The organism is Pseudomonas sp. P39-UII1, from assembly GCF_039672635.1.
Classification (GTDB): domain Bacteria; phylum Pseudomonadota; class Gammaproteobacteria; order Pseudomonadales; family Pseudomonadaceae; genus Aquipseudomonas.
In genome coordinates this window covers 124,229-144,209 of the sequence record NZ_JBDFPP010000006.1, presented here as the reverse complement: position 1 = coordinate 144,209, position 19,981 = coordinate 124,229, and the positions used below count along the sequence as shown (strand labels likewise).

Sequence of the window (19,981 nt, the reverse complement as noted above, 5' to 3'; positions counted from 1 at the left end):
ACCTGTGGGAGCGGGCTTGCCCCGCGAATGGCTCAACACCTATCCAACTGAAAAAACAGAGGAACGGCCATGGTCCTGCGTTCGGAAATCCTGGTGAACAAAAACGTCATGCCTACTGCGGAGCAGGCACTGCCTGGCCGCGAAACGCCAATGTCCCTGCCCGAGTTCCATTACGTGTTCGAAGGCACCCCACTGCTCGGCCCGTTCTTCGAGGGCAACATCGACTTCGCCATCTTCGGCCTGGGCTGTTTCTGGGGCGCCGAGCGCCGCTTCTGGCAGCGTGAGGGCGTGGTCAGCACCGTGGTCGGCTACGCCGGCGGCTTCACCCCCAACCCCACCTACGAAGAGGTCTGCTCGGGCCTGACCGGCCACACCGAAGTGGTGCTGGTGGTGTTCGACAAAGACAAAGTCAGCTACCGCGAGCTGCTGGCGATGTTCTGGGAACTGCACAACCCGACCCAGGGCATGCGCCAGGGCAACGACGTCGGCACCCAGTACCGCTCGGCGATCTTCTGCACCAGCCCCGAGCAGCTCGACCAAGCCAAAGCCAGCCGCGATGCCTTCCAGGCCGAGCTGAACAAGGCCGGCTTCGGCGAGATCACCACCGAGATCGACCAGGCGCCGACCGTGTTCTTCGCCGAGGCCTACCACCAGCAGTACCTGGCCAAAAACCCCGAGGGTTACTGCGGCATCGGTGGCACCGGCGTATGCCTGCCCCCTAGCCTGCAGGGCAACTGAACCATGAGCACGATGACCCTGTTCCACTCGCCGCTGTCGCCGTTCGTGCGCAAGGTCATGGTGGTGTTGCACGAGACCGGCCAGCTTGACCGTGTTGCGCTGCAGCCGGTGAACGTGAGCCCGGTCAGCGGCGACGAGCAGCTGAACCATGGCAACCCGATCGGCAAGATCCCGGCCCTGCGCCTGGAAGACGGTACCGTGCTGCACGACAGCCGGGTCATCTGCGAATTCCTCGACCTGCAGCATGTCGGCTTGCCGCTGCTGCCGCGCGAGGGCTCGGCGCGCTGGCGGCGAATGACCTTGGCGTCGCAGGCGGATGCGATCATGGATGCGGCGGTTTCGAGCCGTTATGAGAGCTTCCTGCGGCCTGAGGACAAGCGCTGGGACGGTTGGCTGCAAGCGCAAGGCGACAAGATAAGCCGCAGCTTGGCGAACCTTGAGCAGGAACACCTGGCCGAGCTGATTTCAGGCTTTGATCTGGCCGCGATTGGTGTGGCCTGCGCCCTTGGGTACCTGGACTTGCGCCAGCCTGACTTTGGCTGGCGCGAGCGCCAGCCAGGGTTGGCGGCGTGGTATGCCGAGGTGGCCAAGCGGCCATCGATGGTCGCTACCGCACCGAACACCTGATACACCGCAATCGCCGGCAAGCCGGTTCCCACAACGAAGGCTGCGCTACGGGCCCTGGACTACCCCAAGGGTTGGTGGGTGTCCAACCTCCTGGAGGCAGTCCACCCGGTGGGAGCCGGCTTGCCGGCGATAGGGCTGCACCGCAGCCCTCTGCCTCACTTGGCTATCGCAGGAAACAGCTGCCCGATTCTGCGCGCCAACCACCGCCCGATCTCTTTGTCTTCCCTCATGCCGCCCTCCCCACCCGCGCCCAGTCCAACCGGCGGGTCAGCACCATGAACACGCCCAGCAAGCCAAAGCACAGCAACGAACCCATCAACAGCGCATAGTCCTCGGCGCTCAGCAGCCCGTAAAGCATCGCGTACAGCGCCGCCAACCCCGCCGCAAAGCCCACACCCCGCCCTAGGCTGCGCAACACGTGGCTGAGATAGAAGCCGATCAACAGCACGCAGGCCGACGCCGACAGCCCATACGCCAGGCCAAAGCCGATGTGCTCGGACAGCGACAACAGCAGCAGGTAGAAGAACGCCAGTGCCACACCGACCAGGATGTACTGCACCGGGTGCACGCTGAGGTTCTTCAGCACCTCGAACAGGAAGAAGCCGGCAAAGGTCAGGGCAATGAACAGCAAGGCGTATTTGATCGCACGCTCGCTCTTGAGGTACTGGTCCACCGGGTCGACGAAACTCACACCGAAAGTGCGCTCGCTGAAGTCCGCGCACTGCCCGGCGCCGGCACACTGGCGCAGGGCGTCTTCCAGGTTGGTGGCGAAGAATGAAGTCTGCCAGTGCGCGCTGAAGCCCTTGTCGTCGATATCGCGGCGGTTGGGCAGGTAGCTGCCGATAAAGCTTGGATGCGGCCAGTTGGCGCGCATGTCGACGCTACTGGTGCGGCCCACCGGCAGCAGGTGCAGTTGCCCGGTGCCCTGCAGCGCCAGGTCGAAGCCATAGCTGAATTCACGGGTCTGCTGGCCATCCAGTTGCGGCAAGGCCACGTGCACGCCACTGCGCAGCCAGTCCAGCCCGGTACCCGCCGCGAAAGCCAGGCGTTGATCGTCAAGGTGGAGTTCCAGGGCATTTTCAATGCCACGGATATCGCTGATGCCCACCACCAGGAACGGCTTGTCGAAGCGGTAGTCGTCGAAATCCTTGTCGATGCCCCAGCGTTCCGGCAGCTTGAAGCGGCCCGAGAGGCGCCCCTTGGCGTGGAACAGCCGCGCCTGGTAGATGCCGCGGGCACGCAGTTCGGTGTCCACGCCCAGGTCAGCGTCGAAGGTTTCTGGCAAAAAGTACAGGTGGCCGGCGATGGTGCTGGTTTCCTGCACGCTCTGGCCGTCCTTGTCGATCCAGCGGCGCTGGAGCTTGCGGTAGGGCACCACCAGCAACGGGCCGCTGATCTGCTGGTCGAAACTGGCGCTCTGGGCAATGTCTCGCAGCACGCTATCGCGCAGGTTCTGGCGCTCGTCGATAAGGTTGTCGATCATCAGCAGGGGAATCAACAGCAACACGATCAGCAGGGCGATGGTGCCGAGCTTGAAACCTAGGGTCTTGTTCATAGGGCCTCCTGTGGCAGTGGGCGCAGTGTGTGCGCCTTGCGTGGAGACCTTGGGGAGGTTGTGTGGAGATTCGGTGTTTTTGCGGTGCGCCGCAGCCCGTGTGGGAGCCGGCTTGCCGGCGATGGGCTGCGCAGCGGCCCGCAAGGATTTCAGCTGATACGCCGCTCCGGCAGCCACAGCCTTACCCGCACCCCGCCATCGACATTGTTCACCGCCAGCGCCCCGCCGTGCAGTTGCATCACCTCGGCCACGAAATTAAGCCCCAACCCCGTGCTCTTGCGCCCGCTCGCTGGGCGCGGCAGCGAGTAGAAGCGCTCGGCGACGCGCCCGATGGCGTAAGCCGGTATCGCCTCGCCCTGGTTGAACACACTCAGCGCAACGCGCTCGCCATCGCGCTCCAGCTCGAACAACAGCGCACCACCGGGCGGGGTGAAATCCAGCGCATTGTCGAGCAGGTTGGCCAGCGCCTGGCGCATCAGGAACGGGTCGCACAGCAGCCACAACCCGGCCGGCACCCGCTGGCGCACCTGCAAGCCACCCGCGTCGATCCGCGCCGCATGCGCCAGCAACAGCTCATCTACCAACGCTGCCAAGGCCACCTGCTGCTCATCCTCCAGCGCCTGCATCTGCTCGACCCGAGCCAGGTTGAGCAAACGTTCGATCATCTGCTGCAAGCGCTCGCTTTCGCGCTCGATGTTGCCGGCAAACCGCGCCCGCTGCTCGTCAGGCATATCGCCCTGCAGCAGCTCGGAGGCACCGCGAATGGCCGCCAGCGGGCTCTTCAGTTCATGGGTGAGGGTGTGCACGTAGCGCTCGACATACGCCTTGCCCTCCAGCTGGGTGCGCATGCGCTCCACCGCATTGGCCAGATGCGCCAGCTCGCCGCCCTTGTAGTGCGGCAGCGCTGCGCGCTCGCCCTCGCTGACCGCCTGCGCGTACCGCGCCAGCTTGCGCAGCGAGCGCGCCAGCCACCAGGACAACGCCGCGCCAATCAGCAGGCCCATGCCGATCAACCCCAACCCCAAGCCAAGCAGGCGCTGCTCGGAACGGTCGATATAAGGCTGCAGCGAACTGTTGGGCTTGGCCACGGTGACCACGCCGATGATCTTGCCATCGTCGAGAATGGGCGCCGCCACGTGCATCACCGAGGTGTTTTCATCCTCCTCGACGCTGCGCGTGGAACGGGCACCGTACTGGCCCCGCAGGGTCAGGTAGACGTCATTCCAGCGCGAATAATCCTTGCCCAAGGCCTCGCCGCTGGAGTCCAGCAGCACGATGCCATGGGCATCGGTCACGTAGATGCGGTGGCTGACCTGGTTCTTCGCCAGGCCCCAGATCTGCGCGCCCGGGCTGCGCACGGCATAGGCCTTGAGTACCTCCGGCAAACGGCTCTGCGCCAGGGTGCCGGCCTTGACGTCGTCGCGCAGGATCTCCGCCAACAGGTTGGCGGTGTCTACCAGCGTTTCTTCGGACGACTGGCGCACCACCGGGCGAATCTGCTCACGCACCGTGTTCAGCAGGAAGTAACCCGCCAGCCCGACGAACAGGAAGTACACAAGAAAAATCCGTATGCCCAGGCGCATCAGGCCTGTTCCGGGCTATAGCTGTAGCCCAGGCCGCGGTGAGTCTGGATGGGCTCGGCATCGGCGGCCACCTGGCGCAGCTTGGCGCGCAGGCTCTTGATATGGCTGTCGATGGTGCGGTCGTAGCCAGCGTCCGATGCCACGCCAAGGGCATCGAGCAGCTGCTCGCGGCTGAACACCCGCTGCGGTTGCTCCAGCAGGCATTGCAGCAAACGGAATTCGTGGCGGGTCAGGGCCAGTGGCTGGCTGCGGTAGCTGATCTGCATGCGCCGGGTGTCGAGCTGGAACAGTGGCGTTTCACCCAAAGGCTCGGCACGTGGCGCCATGCGCTTGAGGATGGCCCGCACCCGGGCGGCCACCTCGCGAGGGCTGAAGGGCTTGACCACGTAATCGTCAGCGCCGATTTCCAGCCCTACCACGCGGTCGATCTCACCGTCGCGGGCGCTCAGGAACATCACCGGTACTTCGCTGAAGCGGCGCAGTTGGCGGCAGGTTTCGAAACCACTGATGTCCGGCAGGCCGATGTCGAGAATGACCAGGTCGGCGGGGCGCAGGCGTTGCTGGTCGAGGGCCGCGCTGCCCAGGGTCACCCACTCGGTGCTGTGGCCGTCGGCTTGCAGGGCGTAGACCAGGGTGTCGGCGATGGCGGCTTCGTCTTCGACGATGAGGATGTGGGGCATCTGAGCGGCAAGCCTCAAGCTGCGAGCTTCAAGTAAAAGCGGATCGCGTGAACTTACACTGATCTGCTGTTACTTGCAGCTTGCGGCTTCAAGCTTGCGGCTGCTGCTCAGCAGTCAGGCTTGCCTGCGGTAAAGCGCTTGGCCGGGTTTACCGCGGCCTTGAATTCACGCAGGGCCTTGGCACCCACCAGCAGCGGATAGTTGAAGCTGCTGCGGTCCACCAGGTTCACTTCCACCGTGCGCTTCACGTCGCCCAGGCACAGCTCGAGGTCGACCACGGGCCGGCGTGAAAGCTCGGGCGCATCACCCTCATCTTCTTCATCGGCGCGGTTCTTGATCTTGCTGATGCGCGAAACCTTGTGCTCGTAGACTTTGCCGTCCGCGTCCTTGGTCGCCAGGCGGAAGCGCACCCAATCATCGCCATCGCGGGTAAAACGCTCGATGTCCTTGGCCGACAGCGACGCAGTATAGGCGCCGGTGTCCATCTTGGCCTTCAGGGTTTCGCCAAGCTCGGGCAGGGCAATGTTCTCGTAGCGGCCGTACAGCGTGGGTTCTGCGGCCATTACCGGCAGCGCCAACAGCGACAACAGGGCAAGCATCGGTTTCACAGGCAGGCTTCCTTGAGGGTGGTGAGTGCTTAGACTGTGCAAGCAGCATAGGTTCGCTGTCACAAGGGTAATCAACACACTGTGAAACATTTGTCTCGGCCGCTGGGCATTGGACATTTGGCGTAGGCGGCGGCGCTGCTTATCATTGCCGCCCGTTTATTACCCACAACAAGAGTTTCCCTATGCGTCACCTGCTTACCGGCATTCTTACGACCACCCTGCTGCTGATCAACACGGTGGTGATGATCTGCCCGCTGCTGGTCTTCGCCCTGCTCAAACTGGTGTTGCCGGGCCGGTGGCGTGACTACGCCTCCGCTGCCGTAATGTGGGTCGCCGAAGCCTGGTCGGAAATCGACAAGGCCATTTTTGCCTTGTGTATCCCAACCCAATGGGACATCCGCGGCGTCGAGAACCTGCGCAAGGACACTTCGTACCTGGCCGTGAGCAACCACCAGACCTGGGTGGACATTCCCGCGCTGATCGAGAGCCTCAACCGTCGCACGCCGTTCTTCAAGTTCTTCCTCAAAAAGGAGCTGATCTGGGTGCCGCTGCTGGGCCTGGCCTGGTGGGGGCTGGATTACCCGTTCATGAAGCGCTACAGCAAGGCGTTTCTGGAAAAGCACCCCGAGCTCAAGGGCAAGGACCTGGAAATCACCAAAGCGGCCTGTGAACTGTTCAAGCGCCAGCCGGTGACTGTGGTGAATTACCTTGAAGGCACCCGCTTTACCGAAGCCAAGCGCCAGGAGCAGCAATCGCCTTACCGCTACCTGCTCAAGCCCAAGGCCGGGGGTGTGGCTTTTGTACTGGCGGCGTTGGGTGAACAGCTGGATGCGTTGCTGGACGTGACCATCGTCTACCCCGGCGACAAGGCACCCGGGTTCTGGGATTTGCTTGATGGCAGCATTAGCCGGGTGATTATCGACATTCAGGTGCGTGAGCTGGACCCGGCGTTGTGGGGTGGGGATTACGAAAGTGACCCTGCGTTCCGGCAGACGGTGCAGGCTTGGGTGAATCAGTTGTGGCTGGAGAAGGACCAGCGAATAGAGAAACTCCGGGCGGAGATTGGCTGAATCTGCGCCGCCTGATCGGGCCTCATCGCGGGCAAGCCCGCGCCTACAAGGACACCACAAACCTGTAGGAGCGGGCTTGCCCGCGATGAGGCCGGCAAAGACACTGCACAACCACCATTAAAAGCCAGGCTAATAATCGGCATTAGAATTACTTCTTTGTCATCATCCGCCCTAGCGGATAAAAATCGATCAAAGCACAACTACAAAAAAGCCTGGATCGATCAATGGCCAACCAACCTAGCTCCGCCCCGCCCCAGCTTCGCCGCGTCCTGGGCCTGCCCGCCCTGGTATTCTTCGGCCTGGTCTACATGGTCCCGCTGACCATCTTCACCACCTACGGCATCGTCACCGAACTCACCGGCGGCCGCACCGCTGGCGCCTACCTGGTCACGCTGGTGGCCATGCTGTTTACCGCTGCGTCCTACAGTTTCATGGTCAAACGCTTCCCGGTCGCGGGCTCGGCGTACTCCTACAGCAACATGGCGTTCGGCCAGAACATAGGCTTCCTGGCGGGCTGGTCATTGCTGCTCGACTACCTGTTCCTGCCGATGATCAACTACTTGCTCATCGGCCTGTTCCTCAACATCGCCTTCCCAGCCGTTCCCGCCTGGGCCTTCGTGCTCGCCTCCATCGCGCTGGTGACCGTGCTCAACGTGGTTGGCATCAACTCGGTGGCCAAGACCAGCAATTTGATCGTCGGGGCGCAGATCGTCTTCATCGGCGTGTTCGTCGCGCTGTCGTGGCAGGGCTTGGGCAACGGCCAGCTGGACTGGCTGGCGCCGCTGAGCGGTGATGGCAGCGCCCCCGGCTTCGGCCCACTGATGGCCGGCGCGGCGGTACTGTGCCTGTCGTTCCTGGGCTTCGACGCTGTGTCCACCCTGGCCGAAGAAAGCCGCAACGCCCGCCGCGACGTGCCCCGGGCGATCATCCTCACCACGCTGTTCGCCGGCCTCCTGTTCACCGTACTGGCTTACGTAAGCCAGCTGGTTCTGCCGGGCAGCACCTTCGCCAATGCCGATGCGGCCGCCAACGAGGTGATGCTGAAGGCGGGCGGGCAGTTCCTGGCCAACTTCTTCACTGCCGCCTATGTGGCCGGCAGCCTCGGCTCGGCCCTGGCGTCCCAGGCAGCGGTGTCGCGCATCCTCTACACCATGGGCCGTGACCGGGTGCTGCCGCAGCGTACCTTCGGCCACCTTTCGCCACGCCTTGGCACACCGGTGTACGCCATCTTGCTGGTGTCGGCGTTCTCGTTGCTGGCGTTGGTGATCGACCTGGCCACCCTCGCCTCGCTGATCAGCTTTGGCGCGTTGGTGGCGTTCTCGGCGGTGAACCTGGCAGTGGTGAAAACCCACCTGATGGATGACAGCGCGCAGCGTAACCTCAAGGGCCTGCTGTGCTATGGCGCGGTGCCGCTGGTGGGGTTGAGCCTGACCTTGTGGCTGTGGACCAGCCTGTCGGCGCTGACCTTGGTGATTGGCCTGTGCTGGTTCGCGCTGGGGCTTGCGTACCTGGCGGTACTGACTGCCGGCTTCCGTCGCCCGGTTAGCCTGGTGGACTTCTCCGAAGCCGCCTGACTGGGAATACGTGCTGGCTGCACCGGCCCCATCGCCGGCAAGCCGGCTCCTACAGGTTAACCGCGGCACTTGAAGTCGGTGATTACCCTGTGGGAGCCGGCTTGCCGGCGATAGGGCCAGCAGCGGCCCTGCATGCCCTTCAGACCGAAGGCTGAGCCAACGGCGCCGGCGTAGTCCACAAACTACCCAGGTTCTGCAACAACGACCCGGCAATCCCCTGCTGCCCCAAGTACTGCAGAATCAATGGGGCAAACTGCCCGATCATGCCGGTATCCATCCCCAACGCCTTGAACGCACTGTCCAGGTCGCTGCGGTTCTCAACGTCATTGCCCAGCGCATTGCTCAACGCCGACTGGCTTTCACTGTTCTTGCCCAGCATTTCACCCAGCCCGCTCAACCCGCCCAGCGCATTGGCGCCCGACAGCAGGTCCAGCCCAGGCACGGCTTTGGTCAATTGGCCGTAATCGTCAGCGCTCAGGTTATTGCGCGCCAGCCCCAACATCGCCCCTGCCCCGCCCACGGCCTGCTCCGGGGTGATCTTAAGTTCGCTGCCCAGCGTATTGAGCAAATTGGCCTGCGCCTCGGGCGCCTGCACCTGGCCCTGCTGCTTCTGGTTCTGCATGGCCGACACGGCGTTGGCGGCATCGCTGAGGTTGAAGGCGAACACCGGGCTTGCGGCCAGGGTCATCAGGGTTGCCAGGGTGAATGCTTTCATTGGGGGGACCTCGTGGGCCGGGATGGCCTGGGAAACGAGGGGTTTGACTGGCGTTTCAAGCTATTGTTCCAAGCTGCTTGTCGGGACGCACCGGCAGCCATGATCAGTCGCGAACACCTGTCATTTTTGCCAGTAGCTACATGCGATAGGCATCGAGATACTCAGGGAAGCCAGAATAATCGGAGCGACAACGCGCTCCGCCTGATGGAGATGAGAATTGTATGAACAGAGGCGAAAAACATGTTTATACCGCCTACGGGTTTTCCGCTACGGCCCAACGAGCACGGACTGCGCTTGGTTTCAATGGCGAGCACCTACTAGCGCATACGTCACTCTATATTCTCGGCGCTGGCTACAGAGCCTTCAACCCCAGCCTGCTTCGCTTTTACAGCGCTGACAGCTTGAGCCCATTTGGCGACGGGGGAATAAACAGCTACGCCTATTGTTCAGGCGACCCCGTGAATCAAATCGATCCGACTGGGCACGCCTCCTTCCTGTACACACTCCTGCGCTCAGCAAAATTTTTTCCGAAAATTCAATTACCTAGGCGTGGTCCGGAACTCAAGTTGCCGACGCAGCCCACAACATTAGCGCCCAAGCATTTTAGTAAAGCAAGGCTACAGGACATGAGTTATTCCGAGAATCAATATTTGTTCAGAATATCAAAATCGGAATTGAACGATGCCAAGCGTGCCATTATGAGTGCTTCCAGTGAGGCGACTGCAGCCACTGCTACCAAACGCTTTATTTCGCTGGAAAACCGCCACCATCAGATAGCTGAAGGGCTCAACACAAAGATCACCAGCCGCCATGCACACGTTCTTCAGCAGATGACCGAGCAAAATCTGTACAGGCCGAAAATGAAGATGAGGTTTAATTCAGAGTTGCTCCACTTGATCCGCGACGGAATGGATCTGGAAATCCCTAACGCTTATGACATGAGAACCATCAGGCCTCCTTACTAGGAGCGCAAGCACCTACATGCTCAACAGCTGGCTTGGACAGGCTGTCTTCGTCAACCACATGGCTTTGCCTCCTGTACCCAGAGAGCAGCATGTTTGCTTGGCGAGATCCTACTATGCGTTAACTAGGCCGAGCATAAGAAACCCAACCTGAATTTCTACTGGGTTTCAGTTTTTTCCGCTTACGTGTAGGACGTTTCTGAATTACAGTCCCAAGCCGCTTAAGCCATTGCGATGATCTGGGCTGGGCTCTAGTCTCGGGCGGTCGCTGCGAAATCAGCGACCGGCTTTGACAGGCCGCCTTGGTATGAATCACATGGCTCGCCTTTATGGCAGCTGTGCATGGGGCACTTCGTGTGCGCCGGGTTTTGGTTCACCTACCGGTCTGTCAACCCCTGTACAGCTGCCACCAATTGTTTGACAGCAGATGGTGATGGCCCTCATTCAAGGTGTTCCATCATGCTTAAGATTGTCCCCGATCCACCCCACACCTCCCATTCCCTCGAAGACACCCTCATCCAGGCCACGGACTACGCGCTGTGCGCCCAAACCGTCGCGCAGCAGGCGGTTCTGCTGCAGCCCAAATCGCCGGTTTCGATCCTGATGATGGCCACGATGCACGAACTTGAAGCGCTGCGGGTGTTGCTTGAGGCGGCGTTGATCCAGGTGCAGATGCCGGCGGGGCCGCGAATGCGGCACTAAGGCTCGAGCCATTTGTTGGCGGGTCTGGCCTCATCGCGGGTAAACCCGCTCCTACACGTGCAGCGCATGGCAACGGCCAGCGCAGAGCCTGTAGGAGCGGGTTCACCCGCGATGAGGCCCGACCAGCCAGTAGAGAACTTTCACGGGATAGAACAATGACAACCGAAGACACCAAAACCACCGTGGGCAAAACCTTCTTCTTTCAAGCCGAAGGCCACACTCAACCGCTGTTCTGCATCGCCCCCGGCATTCCGTGCCAAAGCGCTCGCGAACAGGCTTCGGAACTGATGGGCTATGTACGAGACATGACCCTCACCGGCGTGATGGAAGGCGATCAGCAACTGATATGGGCTTCCCACTACCTGAGCGCAATGGCCAAGGCGCTGCTGGATGATGCCGAGCTGGGGATGATGCGCTGAGTAAGAGGTTTGCAGGGCTGGCCTCATCGCGGGCAAGCCCGCTCCTACAGGTTATGAACAATCACTGAGAGAGGCTGTAAAACTGTTATTTCTGCCAGTATGAAAATCTCTGCGGTCATTCAGAATGGGCGTGTAGCAGACCATTTGAATCCAGTGCGACAGGGACTTGAATCATGGCTAAAGCAGCGAATCGAACGCTATTCTTCTATCAAGGCAACCAGCTCGTTTCCGTGCAGGACGGTGACCAGCATCTCGCCATTTTCCGCAACGATGCGTTACCGCTGGCAGAGCTGAGTACAGACCCGACGATAGGCAGCGCTTTGCTGGCCACCGATACCCCAGGATCGGTACTCGCGGTGCAAAACGCAAACGTGCAAGCAGAAGAAAGCCCCTCAGCATGAGGGGCTTTTCATTACATCAGGGCATCAAGCCGCGCCCCACATCTTGTGCGGGTCGATCACGAATTTCTTCGGCACGCCTGCATCGAACTCGCCGTACCCTTCCGGCGCCTGATCCAGGTTGATCACCTGCACACCCACCACTTCAGCAATGTTGATGCGGTCCCACATGATCGCCTGCATCAGCTGGCGGTTGTATTTCATGGTCGGGGTCTGGCCGGTGTGGAAGCTGTGCGACTTGGCCCAGCCCAGGCCGAAGCGGATGCTCAGCGCGCCGATCTTGGCAGCGGCATCGACCGCGCCTGGGTCTTCGGTCACGTACAGGCCCGGGATGCCGATGCTGCCAGCAACGCGGGTCACCTGCATCAGTGAGTTCAGCACGGTGGCTGGGGCTTCGTGCTTGGCACCTTCGTGGCCATGGCCGCGGGCTTCGAAGCCGACAGCATCCACGGCGCAGTCCACTTCAGGCTCGCCAAGGATGTCGATGATCTGCTCATGCAGCGGGGTGTCCTTGGACAAGTCGACGACTTCGAAGCCCTGGGACTTGGCGTGGGCCAGGCGGGCCGGGTTGAGGTCGCCGACGATCACACAGGCGGCGCCCAGCAGGCGGGCGGAGGCAGCCGCAGCCAGCCCGACCGGGCCGGCACCCGCAACGTAAACGGTGCTGCCTGGGCCTACGCCCGCAGTCACGGCACCGTGGTAGCCCGTCGGCAGAATGTCGGACAGGCAGGTCAGGTCACGGATCTTTTCCATGGCCTTGTCGCGGTCCGGCAGTTTCAGCAGGTTGAAGTCGGCATACGGCACCAGCACATATTCGGCCTGGCCACCGGTCCAGTCGCCCATGTCGACATAGCCATAGGCACCACCGGCGCGGGCCGGGTTGACGGTGAGGCAGACACCGGTGTGCATCTCTTTGCACGAGCGGCAGCGGCCGCAGGCAACGTTGAACGGTACCGACACCAGGTCGCCGATTTTCAGGCGTTCTACATCGCGCCCCAGTTCGACGATTTCACCGGTAATTTCGTGGCCCAGTACCAGGCCGACTTGGGCAGTGGTGCGGCCACGGACCATGTGCTGGTCGGAGCCGCAGATGTTGGTGGAGACCACCTTCAGGATGACGCCGTGTTCGATTTTCTTGCCGCGCGGGTCCTGCATTTTCGGGTAGTCGATGTGTTGCACTTCGACCTTGCCGGCGCCGAGATATACCACTCCACGATTGCCAGACATGCTCTTACCTCGCTTGATTTTTATTTATGCAGCGGTGGTTGAACGCGCCGCCATCCATGGGCGGCTGGTGTTACTGGAATGCAGGGAATTGTGGGCCTGATGGGCGATGTCGCAGTGACTGGAAGCGACAGGGAGATACCTTTTTACGGCAGGCCCAAAGGGGTGGGCCCAATCGCCGGCAAGCCGGCTCCCACAGGTACACCACAGGCCTCAAGCCTGGCGCATTACCTGTGGGAGCCGGCTTGCCGGCGATGAGGCCAGGCCTGGCGATAAATACCGAGCTTGGAATGATGCACTGATAGGCCCAATGCCGGGGCAAGGGCGCAAGCGAATGCCCCGGCGGCACCTGTTACTTTTGCCAGTTTCATTAATCTGGCGACCGTTCAAAACTGAAAAAGATTCGCGGCCAGCGCCTGTAGATAACCCACCCGATACTCGACGTACAGCACTCAAGGATCCAAAGCCATGAGCGTGTCATTGAGCAACACCCAGTTTTTCTACCAAGGCGACAAGCTGATCACCGTCAAACACGGCGACCAGCACCGCGCTATCTTCCGCAATGCCGCGATGCCGCTGGCCGAGGTGCAGGCCGGCGAAGCTTCCAGCGCCGGGCTGCTGGCAACGGACGACAAAGGGTCTGTGCTGCAGGTGAATAGCAAAGAGGAAGAGCAGACTCACGCCTATTCAAGTTACGGCCATGCCCCCACCTTGCCTTCTCCCCTGACGCTGCTTGGGTTCAATGGCGAGCGTTATGACCACGCTATTACAGGGTCATTGTTAGGCAATGGTTACCGCCGCTTCAACTCGACACTCATGCGCTTTTGCGCGCCTGATAGCTGGGGCCCTTTTTCAGTGGGAGGACTGAACACTTACTGTTATTGCCTAGGTGACCCCGTCAACCACGTCGACCCGTCAGGCCATATCAGCCTGCCCATGCTGGCTAAAGCCATTATCAAATTTCTTGGACTCCGCCACCGCCCATTGCCTTTCACCGGTACCAACGGAAGGATGTTCATGGGTTCATCCCTACCTCGGCCATCTCGGCAGGTAGCGGCCGTCGCGCCAAGCCCAAGGCCAGTGACAGCCCCCCACTCAAGCATTCAGACACCACAGCAAGCGCTACCGGCGCCCGCTCTCATAGAGACACCGAGCATGGTCCCAGCTGGGGTGAACGCTTCTCCTCCTTGGCCCACGGGCGCAACTAATGGTCGTTTGCTCCACGACTTGCCTTCTGTGCGTCACAATCGATCGGCTTCGCTAGCACGCGTTCTGCCACGTCGTCAGCCAGGCACTGTGCCTAGAGCGCGCCACTATTCTTCCGACTCCTCGTTGTCAACAGACGCTTCAACAGACTCCACACCGACGGGCAGTCGCGCTGCCAGTCCCGCCCTCTCCTACTTGGAGCAACGTGCACGGGGTTTGAGAAGTAGCGCTTACCACAGCCGACGGTTCGATTAATGAAGTGCAAAAAAAAACCCCATCTGAGGGTTTTTTTTGCGCGTGGCCGGTGACTGGATGCGACAAGAAGATGCCATTTAGCGGCAGCGCTTCATCACATCACCTGGCAATTCTGCCAGTAGCCAAAGGCTCGGCCCGAAACCTAGCATTGGCTTGCTGTCAAACCTACAGGAGCGTTAGTGATGAGTGAATTCAAATCAGATATCGAGAAGAAGATCGCACTGGCCACGATGAGCGTCGACGATGAAATCGTTTTCGCTGGGGCGCCTGGTCCGACCCGGGTCACCCGCAAAAGCTGGCGAGAAAACACCTCGCAGATGCTGAAGGTCACCGTATTCACTGAAGGTGGCCCTGGCTATGCGGATTCGGCTTTCCAATTCAGCAAAGCGCAAGCGGAGTCGTACATGAAAGTCGGCGACACTTACACTCAAGAGACTGATGACGGCGATGTGGACTACCGCATCATCAGCAAGACCTGGACCTTCGTCGATGGCGGCACCCTGAAGGTTCAGATCGGCTACGAGAAAGAATAATAGGGTCGTCCGTACCTGACGACCCTAGTGTTCACAGCACCACGGTGCGGTTGGCGTTCAGAAACACCCGCCGCTCGATGTGATACCCCACAGCCCGCGCCAGGGTCAGGCATTCGATATCCCGCCCCTTGGCAATCAGGTCTTCCGGATAGTGGCTGTGGTCCACCACCTCGACGCCCTGGGCAATGATCGGCCCTTCGTCGAGGTCGTTGTTGATGTAGTGCGCCGTGGCGCCAACCATCTTCACGCCCTTGTTGTACGCCTGGTGGTAAGGCTTGGCGCCCTTGAAGCCCGGCAACAGCGAGTGGTGAATGTTGATCGCCCAACCATCCAGGCGCCGGCACAGCTCGGGCGACAGCACCTGCATGTAACGGGCGAGGATAACCAGCTCGGCACCCGTCTCCTCGATCACCTGCAGCACCTTGCGCTCCTGCCCCGCCTTGTCGTTGGGGTCGAGGGCGAAGTGGTAGTAGGGGATCTTGTGCCAGTGCGCCAGGGGTTCCAGGTCGGGGTGGTTGGACACCACCGCAACCACGTCCATGCCCAGCTGGCCGATGCGCTGGCGGTACAGCAGATCGTTCAGGCAGTGGTCGGCCTTGGACACCATGATCACCACCTTGGGGCGGTGGTTGGGCGCAGTCAGCTCGAAGGCCATGCCGAACGCTTCACTGCGCTCGGCGAGGCCGGCGCGGAAGCTGGCCTCGTCGAAATCGTCCGGCTGGCGGAACTCCACGCGAATGAAGAAGCGCCCCGACTGCCGGTCATCGAAGGAGTGGTGCTCCGTCACGTAGCAGCGCTGCTCGAAGAGGAAACGCGTCACCACGTCGACGGTGCCGAGCATGCTCGGGCAGTCGGCGGTGAGAATCCAGGTATCCGGTGCCCGACTCATGTTCTGCTCTCCTTAAGCTTCGATGCTCAGGCCGTATTCAGCCGAAGCGTCCTGCAGCCACAGCCACCAGTAGTCGGCGAAGCTGCGGCGAATCACCAGCTCCCAGGTGTCTTCGGCGGTGCGGCGGATCACCAGTTGCGACTTGGCGAACACGGTGCCGACGGCCTTGCCCACCGGGAAGTTGTTCGGGTGCACATCATAGCTGGTGGATTTCATCAGCACTTCGCGCACGTTCGGGCCGCGCAGCTCCAGCAGGCTTTGCCCGCCGCTGACGTTGACCACCTGGATGTGCTGGCCTTCGAGGGCCGCGCGCAGCTTCTGCTCGACGGCGAACTCCTGGCCGCCAGGCACGATCAGCAGCCACTCATCCGGGCCCAGCCACTGCAGCGACATCTCGTTGTTGGCGACCACGGTCAGGGCTACCGGCAGCTCCAGGCCCAGGGCCTTGTGCACGCCTGCGGCGAATTCCGGGTTGTGGCCGTCGCCACGCAGGGTCAGGTGACCGAGGAATTTCTTCTCGCGCAGGGTCACGCCTGCGTTCTTGCGGCCTTTACCAACCAGGCTGGCCAGGTCGGCGTGGTGCAGTGGCGACTGGGCCTTGGCTTCGGCGCCGGGGTTTTGCTGGAAGACGTTGATAGCGCTCATTTGTTACCTGCCTTGAATTCTTGGTGGTCGATACGACGCAGCTTGCAGGGTGTGTTTACCGGCCTCATCGCCGGCAAGCCGGCTCCCACAGGGACCGCACCTACCTTCAGATCTGCATCGATCCTGTGGGAGACATCTGCTTGGCCTCATTGCTGGCACAGCATCAGCCTTCAGAACTGCATCGAACCTGTGGGAGCCGGCTTGCCGGCGATAGGGCCAGCCGGCTCACCACAGGGCCCGGAGTCAAACGTTCTGCCGCTCACCCTTCGGATCGAAGAACACCGAAGACACGATTTCGGCCTCGATCACGCTGCCATCGGCCTGCGGCGAGTAAACACGCTCGCCCATGCGCTTGAGGCCGCCCTTGACCACACCCATGGCGAACGAATAGCCCAGGGAGTTGGAGGCGTAGCTGGAGGTGACGTGGCCAACCATGTCCATCGGGATTGGCTGTTTCGGGTCGAACACCAGCTGGGCGCCTTCCGGCAGCCACTTGGTCGGGTCCACAGGCTTGAGGCCCACCAGCTGCTTGCGGTTCTCGCGCAGGCAGTCTTCGCGGTTCATGCCACGCAGGCCGATCCACGAGAATGGCTTGTTGCGGCCCACGCACCAGCTCATGTTCAGGTCGTCCGGGTTCATCGAGCCGTCAGTGTCCTGGCCAACGATGATGAAGCCCTTCTCGGCACGCAGTACGTGCATGGTCTCGGTGCCGTATGGGGTCAGGTTGAACTGCTTGCCGGCCTCGATGACTTTTTCCAGCACGCCCATGGCGTAGTTGGCCTGCACGTTGATTTCGTACGACAGTTCACCGGTGAACGAAATACGGAACACACGCGCCGGCACGCCGCCGACAGTGCCTTCCTTCCAGGTCATGAACGGGAAGGCTTCCTTGCCCAGGTCGATGTCGTCGGTCAGCTCGCTGAGCAGCTTGCGGCTGTTGGGGCCGGACAGGGTCAAGGTGGCCCAGTGGTCGGTGACGGAGGTGAAGTACACCTTCATTTCCGGCCATTCGGTCTGGTGGTAAAGCTCGAGCCACTGCAGCACGCGCGCGGCGCCGCCGGTGGTGGTGGTCATGTAGAAGTGGTTGTCGCCGACGCACGCGGTCACGCCGTCGTCGAAGACCATGCCGTCTTCCTTGCACATCAGGCCGTAGCGGGCCTTGCCCACGTCAAGCTTGGTCCAGGCGTTACTGTAGATGCGGTTGAGGAACTCGCGCGCGTCCGGGCCCTGGATGTCGATCTTGCCCAGGGTCGAGGCGTCCAGCAGGCCCACGCTGTCGCGCACGGCCTTGCATTCGCGGGCCACGGCGGTGTGGATATCTTCACCGGCTTTCGGGAAGTACCACGGGCGCTTCCACTGGCCGACGTCTTCGAACTCGGCGCCGTTCTTCACGTGCCAGGCATGCAGGGCAGTGAAGCGCACAGGCTCGAACAGGTGCCCACAGTGGCGGCCCGCTACCGCGCCGAAGGTCACCGGCGTGTAGTTGGGGCGGAACATGGTGGTGCCCATTTCCGGGATGGTGATGCCGATCGAACGGGCGGCAATGGCCAGGCCGTTGATATTGCCCAGCTTGCCCTGGTCGGTACCGAAGCCCAGCGCGGTGTAGCGCTTGACGTGCTCGACCGACTCGAAGCCTTCACGGGTGGCCAGTTCGATACCAGCGGCGGTCACGTCGTTCTGCTGGTCGACAAACTGCTTCGGCCCTTTGCTGCCTTTGTCGTGCGGCACCTGGAACAGCGCCACGGTGGCCTCTTCCTTGCGCGCAACGGTCTTTGGCAGGGTGCCAACGGTGGCCTTGAAACCGGCTTCGGTGGCTGCGCGTGCGCCGCCTTCGAAACCATCGGCAATCACGTCACCCAGGGCATACACACCGTGGATGCCGCCGACGCACTCGCGCTTTTGCGGGGCATCACCCGGCACGAAGCCAAGAATGTCATCACGCCATACCGGGCGGCCGCCCAGGTGCGAAGCCAGGTGCACGATTGGGCTGTAGCCACCGGAAGTGGCGATCAGGTCGCACTCAAGGGTTTCGCCTGGGCTGGTCACCTTGTGTGCCTGTACATCGATGGCCGCCACGCGGGCGCCGGTGACGTGCTTGCTGCCTTTGGCCTCGACCACGGCGCTGGAGGTGAGGATGCGAATGCCTTTGGCACGCGCCTCTTCAACCAGCGAACCACGCGGGTTGTGGCGGGCGTCGGCGATGGCGACCACCTGCAGGCCAGCGTCGTGCCAGTCCAGCGCGGCGCGGTAGGCGTGGTCGTTGTTGGTCGACAGCACCAGCTTGCGGCCAGGTGCCACGCCGTAGCGGCGCACATAGGTAGAGACAGCGCCGGCCAGCATGTTGCCCGGCACATCGTTGTTGCCGTACACCAGCGGGCGCTCGTGGGCACCAGCGGCCAGCACCACGCGTTTGGCGCGCACACGGTGCACACGGTGACGCACCTGGCCGATCGGGGCACGGTCGCCCAGGTGGTCGGTGAGGCGCTCGTGAATGGTCAGGAAGTTGTGGTCGTGGTAACCGTTGACCGTGGCGCGTGGCAGCAGGGTCACTTCCGGCAGGCTTTCAAGCTCCTTGACCACGGCATTCACCCAGTCAGCGGCCGGCTTGCCGTCGAGGGTTTCGCGGCTGTCGAGCAGGCTGCCACCGAACTCTTCCTGTTCGTCGGCAAGGATCACCCGCGCACCGCTGCGTGCAGCGGCCAGCGCGGCAGCCAGGCCGGCAGGGCCGGCGCCGACGATCAGCACGTCGCAGTGCTGGTTCATGTAGTCGTAGCTGTCCGGGTCGTTCTGCAGCGGCGCACGGCCAAGGCCTGCCGCTTTACGGATGTACTTCTCGTAAGTCATCCAGAACGATTTGGGGTACATGAAGGTTTTGTAGTAGAAGCCCGGCGGCATCATGCTGCCGCCGACCTTGCCGAGGATGCCCATGACGTCGTTGTTGACGTTCGGCCAGCCGTTGGTGCTGGTAGCCACCAGGCCTGCGTACAGCGCCTGCTGGGTGGCACGCACGTTGGGGATCTGGGTGGCTTCGCTGGAGCCGATCTGCAGGATGGCGTTCGGCTCTTCGGTACCGGCGGCGATGATGCCGCGCGGGCGCGAGTACTTGAAGCTGCGGCCGACGATGTCGACGCCGTTGGCCAGCAGCGCGGCAGCCAGGCTGTCACCGGCATAACCCTGGTAGGTCTTGCCGTTGAAGGTGAAGTTCAGGACCTTGCTGCGGTCGATACGGCCGCCGCTGGCGAGGCGATAGGTCTGGCTCATACTTTTTCCCCTTGGCCTTTGACGGTCGACGGTGCGCTGCTCTGCTTGCCGTTGGCGGTCACCTGCGGCTTCTCGCCAATCTTGTAGGTTTCCAGAATTTCGTAGGTCACGGTGTCGCGGGTAACGTTGAAGTACTGACGGCAGCCGGCAACGTGGTCCCACAGTTCATGGTGAATACCGCGAGGGTTGTCGCGGAAGAACATGTAGGTCCCCCACTCCTCGTCGGAGCAGGCGGCAGGGTCCAGCGGGCGGGCGATGTGCGCCTGGCCAGAGGCGTGGAACTCTTCTTCGGAGCGCAGCTCGCCGCAGTGGGGACAGAAAATATGCAACATGACGG

At 61.9% G+C, this 19,981-nt stretch carries 21 protein-coding genes; 10 read left to right on the top strand and 11 right to left on the bottom strand.

All coding sequences use genetic code 11. The features are described from left to right. The first annotated feature begins 69 nt into the window (after nt 1-69). Together msrA and ABEH27_RS10955 are read left to right on the top strand one after the other, a co-directional pair. Complete coding sequence (msrA, locus tag ABEH27_RS10960; protein ID WP_346613598.1) at nt 70-738, top strand: peptide-methionine (S)-S-oxide reductase MsrA; 669 nt, start codon at nt 70-72, stop codon at nt 736-738. 3 nt (nt 739-741) lie between these two features. Then, nucleotides 742-1,365: a glutathione S-transferase gene (locus ABEH27_RS10955; RefSeq protein ID WP_346613597.1), complete on the top strand. Its 624-nt coding sequence runs from the start codon at nt 742-744 to the stop codon at nt 1,363-1,365. Between the two features lie 226 nt (nt 1,366-1,591). Here ABEH27_RS10955 and creD read toward each other — a convergent pair whose 3' ends face one another. The 4 genes from creD to ABEH27_RS10935 all read right to left on the bottom strand — a co-directional run bounded on the left by creD (nt 1,592) and on the right by ABEH27_RS10935 (nt 5,791). Continuing rightward, nucleotides 1,592-2,920, bottom strand: a complete 1,329-nt coding sequence (creD, locus tag ABEH27_RS10950; RefSeq protein ID WP_346613596.1) for a cell envelope integrity protein CreD — start codon at nt 2,918-2,920, stop codon at nt 1,592-1,594. Between the two features lie 149 nt (nt 2,921-3,069). Beyond that, on the bottom strand, nt 3,070-4,503 hold the full coding sequence (gene creC / locus ABEH27_RS10945) for a two-component system sensor histidine kinase CreC (protein WP_346613595.1): 1,434 nt from the start codon (nt 4,501-4,503) through the stop codon (nt 3,070-3,072). After that, nucleotides 4,503-5,183: a two-component system response regulator CreB gene (gene creB, locus ABEH27_RS10940; protein WP_346613594.1), complete on the bottom strand. Its 681-nt coding sequence runs from the start codon at nt 5,181-5,183 to the stop codon at nt 4,503-4,505. Before creB ends, creC begins: the two co-directional genes overlap by 1 nt. Nucleotides 5,184-5,290: 107 nt before the next feature. After that, the gene (locus ABEH27_RS10935) at nt 5,291-5,791 is read right to left on the bottom strand and encodes an ATP-dependent zinc protease (RefSeq protein ID WP_346613593.1); all 501 of its coding nucleotides are present in this window, start codon (nt 5,789-5,791) and stop codon (nt 5,291-5,293) included. Nucleotides 5,792-5,973: 182 nt separating this feature from the next. Between ABEH27_RS10935 and ABEH27_RS10930 the strand changes: the two genes are divergently transcribed. Both ABEH27_RS10930 and ABEH27_RS10925 read left to right on the top strand, forming a co-directional pair. Next, nucleotides 5,974-6,861: an acyltransferase gene (locus ABEH27_RS10930; protein WP_346613592.1), complete on the top strand. Its 888-nt coding sequence runs from the start codon at nt 5,974-5,976 to the stop codon at nt 6,859-6,861. A 224-nt stretch (nt 6,862-7,085) separates the two neighbouring features. Continuing rightward, complete coding sequence (locus ABEH27_RS10925) at nt 7,086-8,435, top strand: APC family permease (protein ID WP_346613591.1); 1,350 nt, start codon at nt 7,086-7,088, stop codon at nt 8,433-8,435. 139 nt (nt 8,436-8,574) lie between these two features. Here the strand turns inward: ABEH27_RS10925 and ABEH27_RS10920 are convergent, their stop codons facing one another. Then, entirely contained in the window at nt 8,575-9,150 is a 576-nt protein-coding gene (locus ABEH27_RS10920; RefSeq protein WP_346613590.1) for a DUF2780 domain-containing protein, read from the bottom strand. Between the two features lie 221 nt (nt 9,151-9,371). On the opposite strand from ABEH27_RS10920, the gene ABEH27_RS10915 reads away from it, so the two are divergent. The 4 genes from ABEH27_RS10915 to ABEH27_RS10900 all read left to right on the top strand — a co-directional run bounded on the left by ABEH27_RS10915 (nt 9,372) and on the right by ABEH27_RS10900 (nt 11,634). After that, nucleotides 9,372-10,115: an RHS repeat-associated core domain-containing protein gene (locus tag ABEH27_RS10915; protein ID WP_346613589.1), complete on the top strand. Its 744-nt coding sequence runs from the start codon at nt 9,372-9,374 to the stop codon at nt 10,113-10,115. A 456-nt stretch (nt 10,116-10,571) separates the two neighbouring features. Beyond that, nucleotides 10,572-10,814, top strand: a complete 243-nt coding sequence (locus tag ABEH27_RS10910; protein WP_346613588.1) for a hypothetical protein — start codon at nt 10,572-10,574, stop codon at nt 10,812-10,814. Nucleotides 10,815-10,969: 155 nt separating this feature from the next. After that, nucleotides 10,970-11,233, top strand: coding sequence for a DUF3077 domain-containing protein (locus tag ABEH27_RS10905; RefSeq protein ID WP_054903620.1), 264 nt, complete (start codon nt 10,970-10,972; stop codon nt 11,231-11,233). A 173-nt stretch (nt 11,234-11,406) separates the two neighbouring features. Further along, a complete protein-coding gene (locus tag ABEH27_RS10900; RefSeq protein WP_346613587.1) occupies nt 11,407-11,634 on the top strand; it encodes a hypothetical protein in 228 nt (75 codons plus the stop codon). 24 nt (nt 11,635-11,658) lie between these two features. On the opposite strand, the gene fdhA is transcribed toward ABEH27_RS10900, so the two are convergent. Both fdhA and ABEH27_RS10890 read right to left on the bottom strand, forming a co-directional pair. Next, nucleotides 11,659-12,858, bottom strand: coding sequence for a formaldehyde dehydrogenase, glutathione-independent (fdhA, locus tag ABEH27_RS10895; protein ID WP_346613586.1), 1,200 nt, complete (start codon nt 12,856-12,858; stop codon nt 11,659-11,661). A gap of 474 nt (nt 12,859-13,332) precedes the next feature. Beyond that, entirely contained in the window at nt 13,333-13,536 is a 204-nt protein-coding gene (locus ABEH27_RS10890; RefSeq protein WP_238342123.1) for a hypothetical protein, read from the bottom strand. Here ABEH27_RS10890 and ABEH27_RS10885 point away from each other — a divergent pair. Then, complete coding sequence (locus ABEH27_RS10885) at nt 13,441-14,316, top strand: RHS repeat-associated core domain-containing protein (RefSeq protein ID WP_346613696.1); 876 nt, start codon at nt 13,441-13,443, stop codon at nt 14,314-14,316. The two genes, ABEH27_RS10890 and ABEH27_RS10885, sit on opposite strands and share 96 nt — an antisense overlap. Before the next feature lie 182 nt (nt 14,317-14,498). Beyond that, nucleotides 14,499-14,849 (top strand): hypothetical protein, encoded by a 351-nt coding sequence (locus tag ABEH27_RS10880; RefSeq protein ID WP_132842946.1) that lies wholly within the window; start codon nt 14,499-14,501, stop codon nt 14,847-14,849. 31 nt (nt 14,850-14,880) lie between these two features. Here the strand turns inward: ABEH27_RS10880 and purU are convergent, their stop codons facing one another. From purU to ABEH27_RS10860, 4 genes are all read right to left on the bottom strand, one after another. Next, nucleotides 14,881-15,738, bottom strand: a complete 858-nt coding sequence (gene purU / locus ABEH27_RS10875) for a formyltetrahydrofolate deformylase (protein WP_346613585.1) — start codon at nt 15,736-15,738, stop codon at nt 14,881-14,883. 12 nt (nt 15,739-15,750) lie between these two features. Continuing rightward, on the bottom strand, nt 15,751-16,383 hold the full coding sequence (gene soxG / locus ABEH27_RS10870) for a sarcosine oxidase subunit gamma family protein (protein WP_346613584.1): 633 nt from the start codon (nt 16,381-16,383) through the stop codon (nt 15,751-15,753). Between the two features lie 243 nt (nt 16,384-16,626). Next, nucleotides 16,627-19,644 carry a sarcosine oxidase subunit alpha gene (locus tag ABEH27_RS10865; RefSeq protein WP_346613583.1) on the bottom strand — a complete coding sequence of 1,006 codons (3,018 nt, stop codon included), beginning with the start codon at nt 19,642-19,644 and terminating at the stop codon, nt 16,627-16,629. Then, on the bottom strand, nt 19,641-19,976 hold the full coding sequence (locus ABEH27_RS10860; protein WP_274100462.1) for a sarcosine oxidase subunit delta: 336 nt from the start codon (nt 19,974-19,976) through the stop codon (nt 19,641-19,643). Before ABEH27_RS10860 ends, ABEH27_RS10865 begins: the two co-directional genes overlap by 4 nt. Nucleotides 19,977-19,981: the final 5 nt, after the last annotated feature.

Coding starts and splice junctions, on each gene's coding strand:
- ABEH27_RS10925 (WP_346613591.1), top strand. CDS start 7,086: ATGGCCAACCAACCTAGCTCCGCCCCGCCCCAGCTTCGCCGCGTCCTG.
- creC (WP_346613595.1), bottom strand. CDS start 4,503: ATGCGCCTGGGCATACGGATTTTTCTTGTGTACTTCCTGTTCGTCGGG.
- ABEH27_RS10880 (WP_132842946.1), top strand. CDS start 14,499: ATGAGTGAATTCAAATCAGATATCGAGAAGAAGATCGCACTGGCCACG.
- creB (WP_346613594.1), bottom strand. CDS start 5,183: ATGCCCCACATCCTCATCGTCGAAGACGAAGCCGCCATCGCCGACACC.
- ABEH27_RS10955 (WP_346613597.1), top strand. CDS start 742: ATGAGCACGATGACCCTGTTCCACTCGCCGCTGTCGCCGTTCGTGCGC.
- soxG (WP_346613584.1), bottom strand. CDS start 16,383: ATGAGCGCTATCAACGTCTTCCAGCAAAACCCCGGCGCCGAAGCCAAG.
- ABEH27_RS10910 (WP_346613588.1), top strand. CDS start 10,572: ATGCTTAAGATTGTCCCCGATCCACCCCACACCTCCCATTCCCTCGAA.
- msrA (WP_346613598.1), top strand. CDS start 70: ATGGTCCTGCGTTCGGAAATCCTGGTGAACAAAAACGTCATGCCTACT.
- ABEH27_RS10915 (WP_346613589.1), top strand. CDS start 9,372: ATGAACAGAGGCGAAAAACATGTTTATACCGCCTACGGGTTTTCCGCT.
- ABEH27_RS10900 (WP_346613587.1), top strand. CDS start 11,407: ATGGCTAAAGCAGCGAATCGAACGCTATTCTTCTATCAAGGCAACCAG.
- fdhA (WP_346613586.1), bottom strand. CDS start 12,858: ATGTCTGGCAATCGTGGAGTGGTATATCTCGGCGCCGGCAAGGTCGAA.
- ABEH27_RS10930 (WP_346613592.1), top strand. CDS start 5,974: ATGCGTCACCTGCTTACCGGCATTCTTACGACCACCCTGCTGCTGATC.
- ABEH27_RS10865 (WP_346613583.1), bottom strand. CDS start 19,644: ATGAGCCAGACCTATCGCCTCGCCAGCGGCGGCCGTATCGACCGCAGC.
- purU (WP_346613585.1), bottom strand. CDS start 15,738: ATGAGTCGGGCACCGGATACCTGGATTCTCACCGCCGACTGCCCGAGC.
- creD (WP_346613596.1), bottom strand. CDS start 2,920: ATGAACAAGACCCTAGGTTTCAAGCTCGGCACCATCGCCCTGCTGATC.
- ABEH27_RS10920 (WP_346613590.1), bottom strand. CDS start 9,150: ATGAAAGCATTCACCCTGGCAACCCTGATGACCCTGGCCGCAAGCCCG.
- ABEH27_RS10905 (WP_054903620.1), top strand. CDS start 10,970: ATGACAACCGAAGACACCAAAACCACCGTGGGCAAAACCTTCTTCTTT.
- ABEH27_RS10860 (WP_274100462.1), bottom strand. CDS start 19,976: ATGTTGCATATTTTCTGTCCCCACTGCGGCGAGCTGCGCTCCGAAGAA.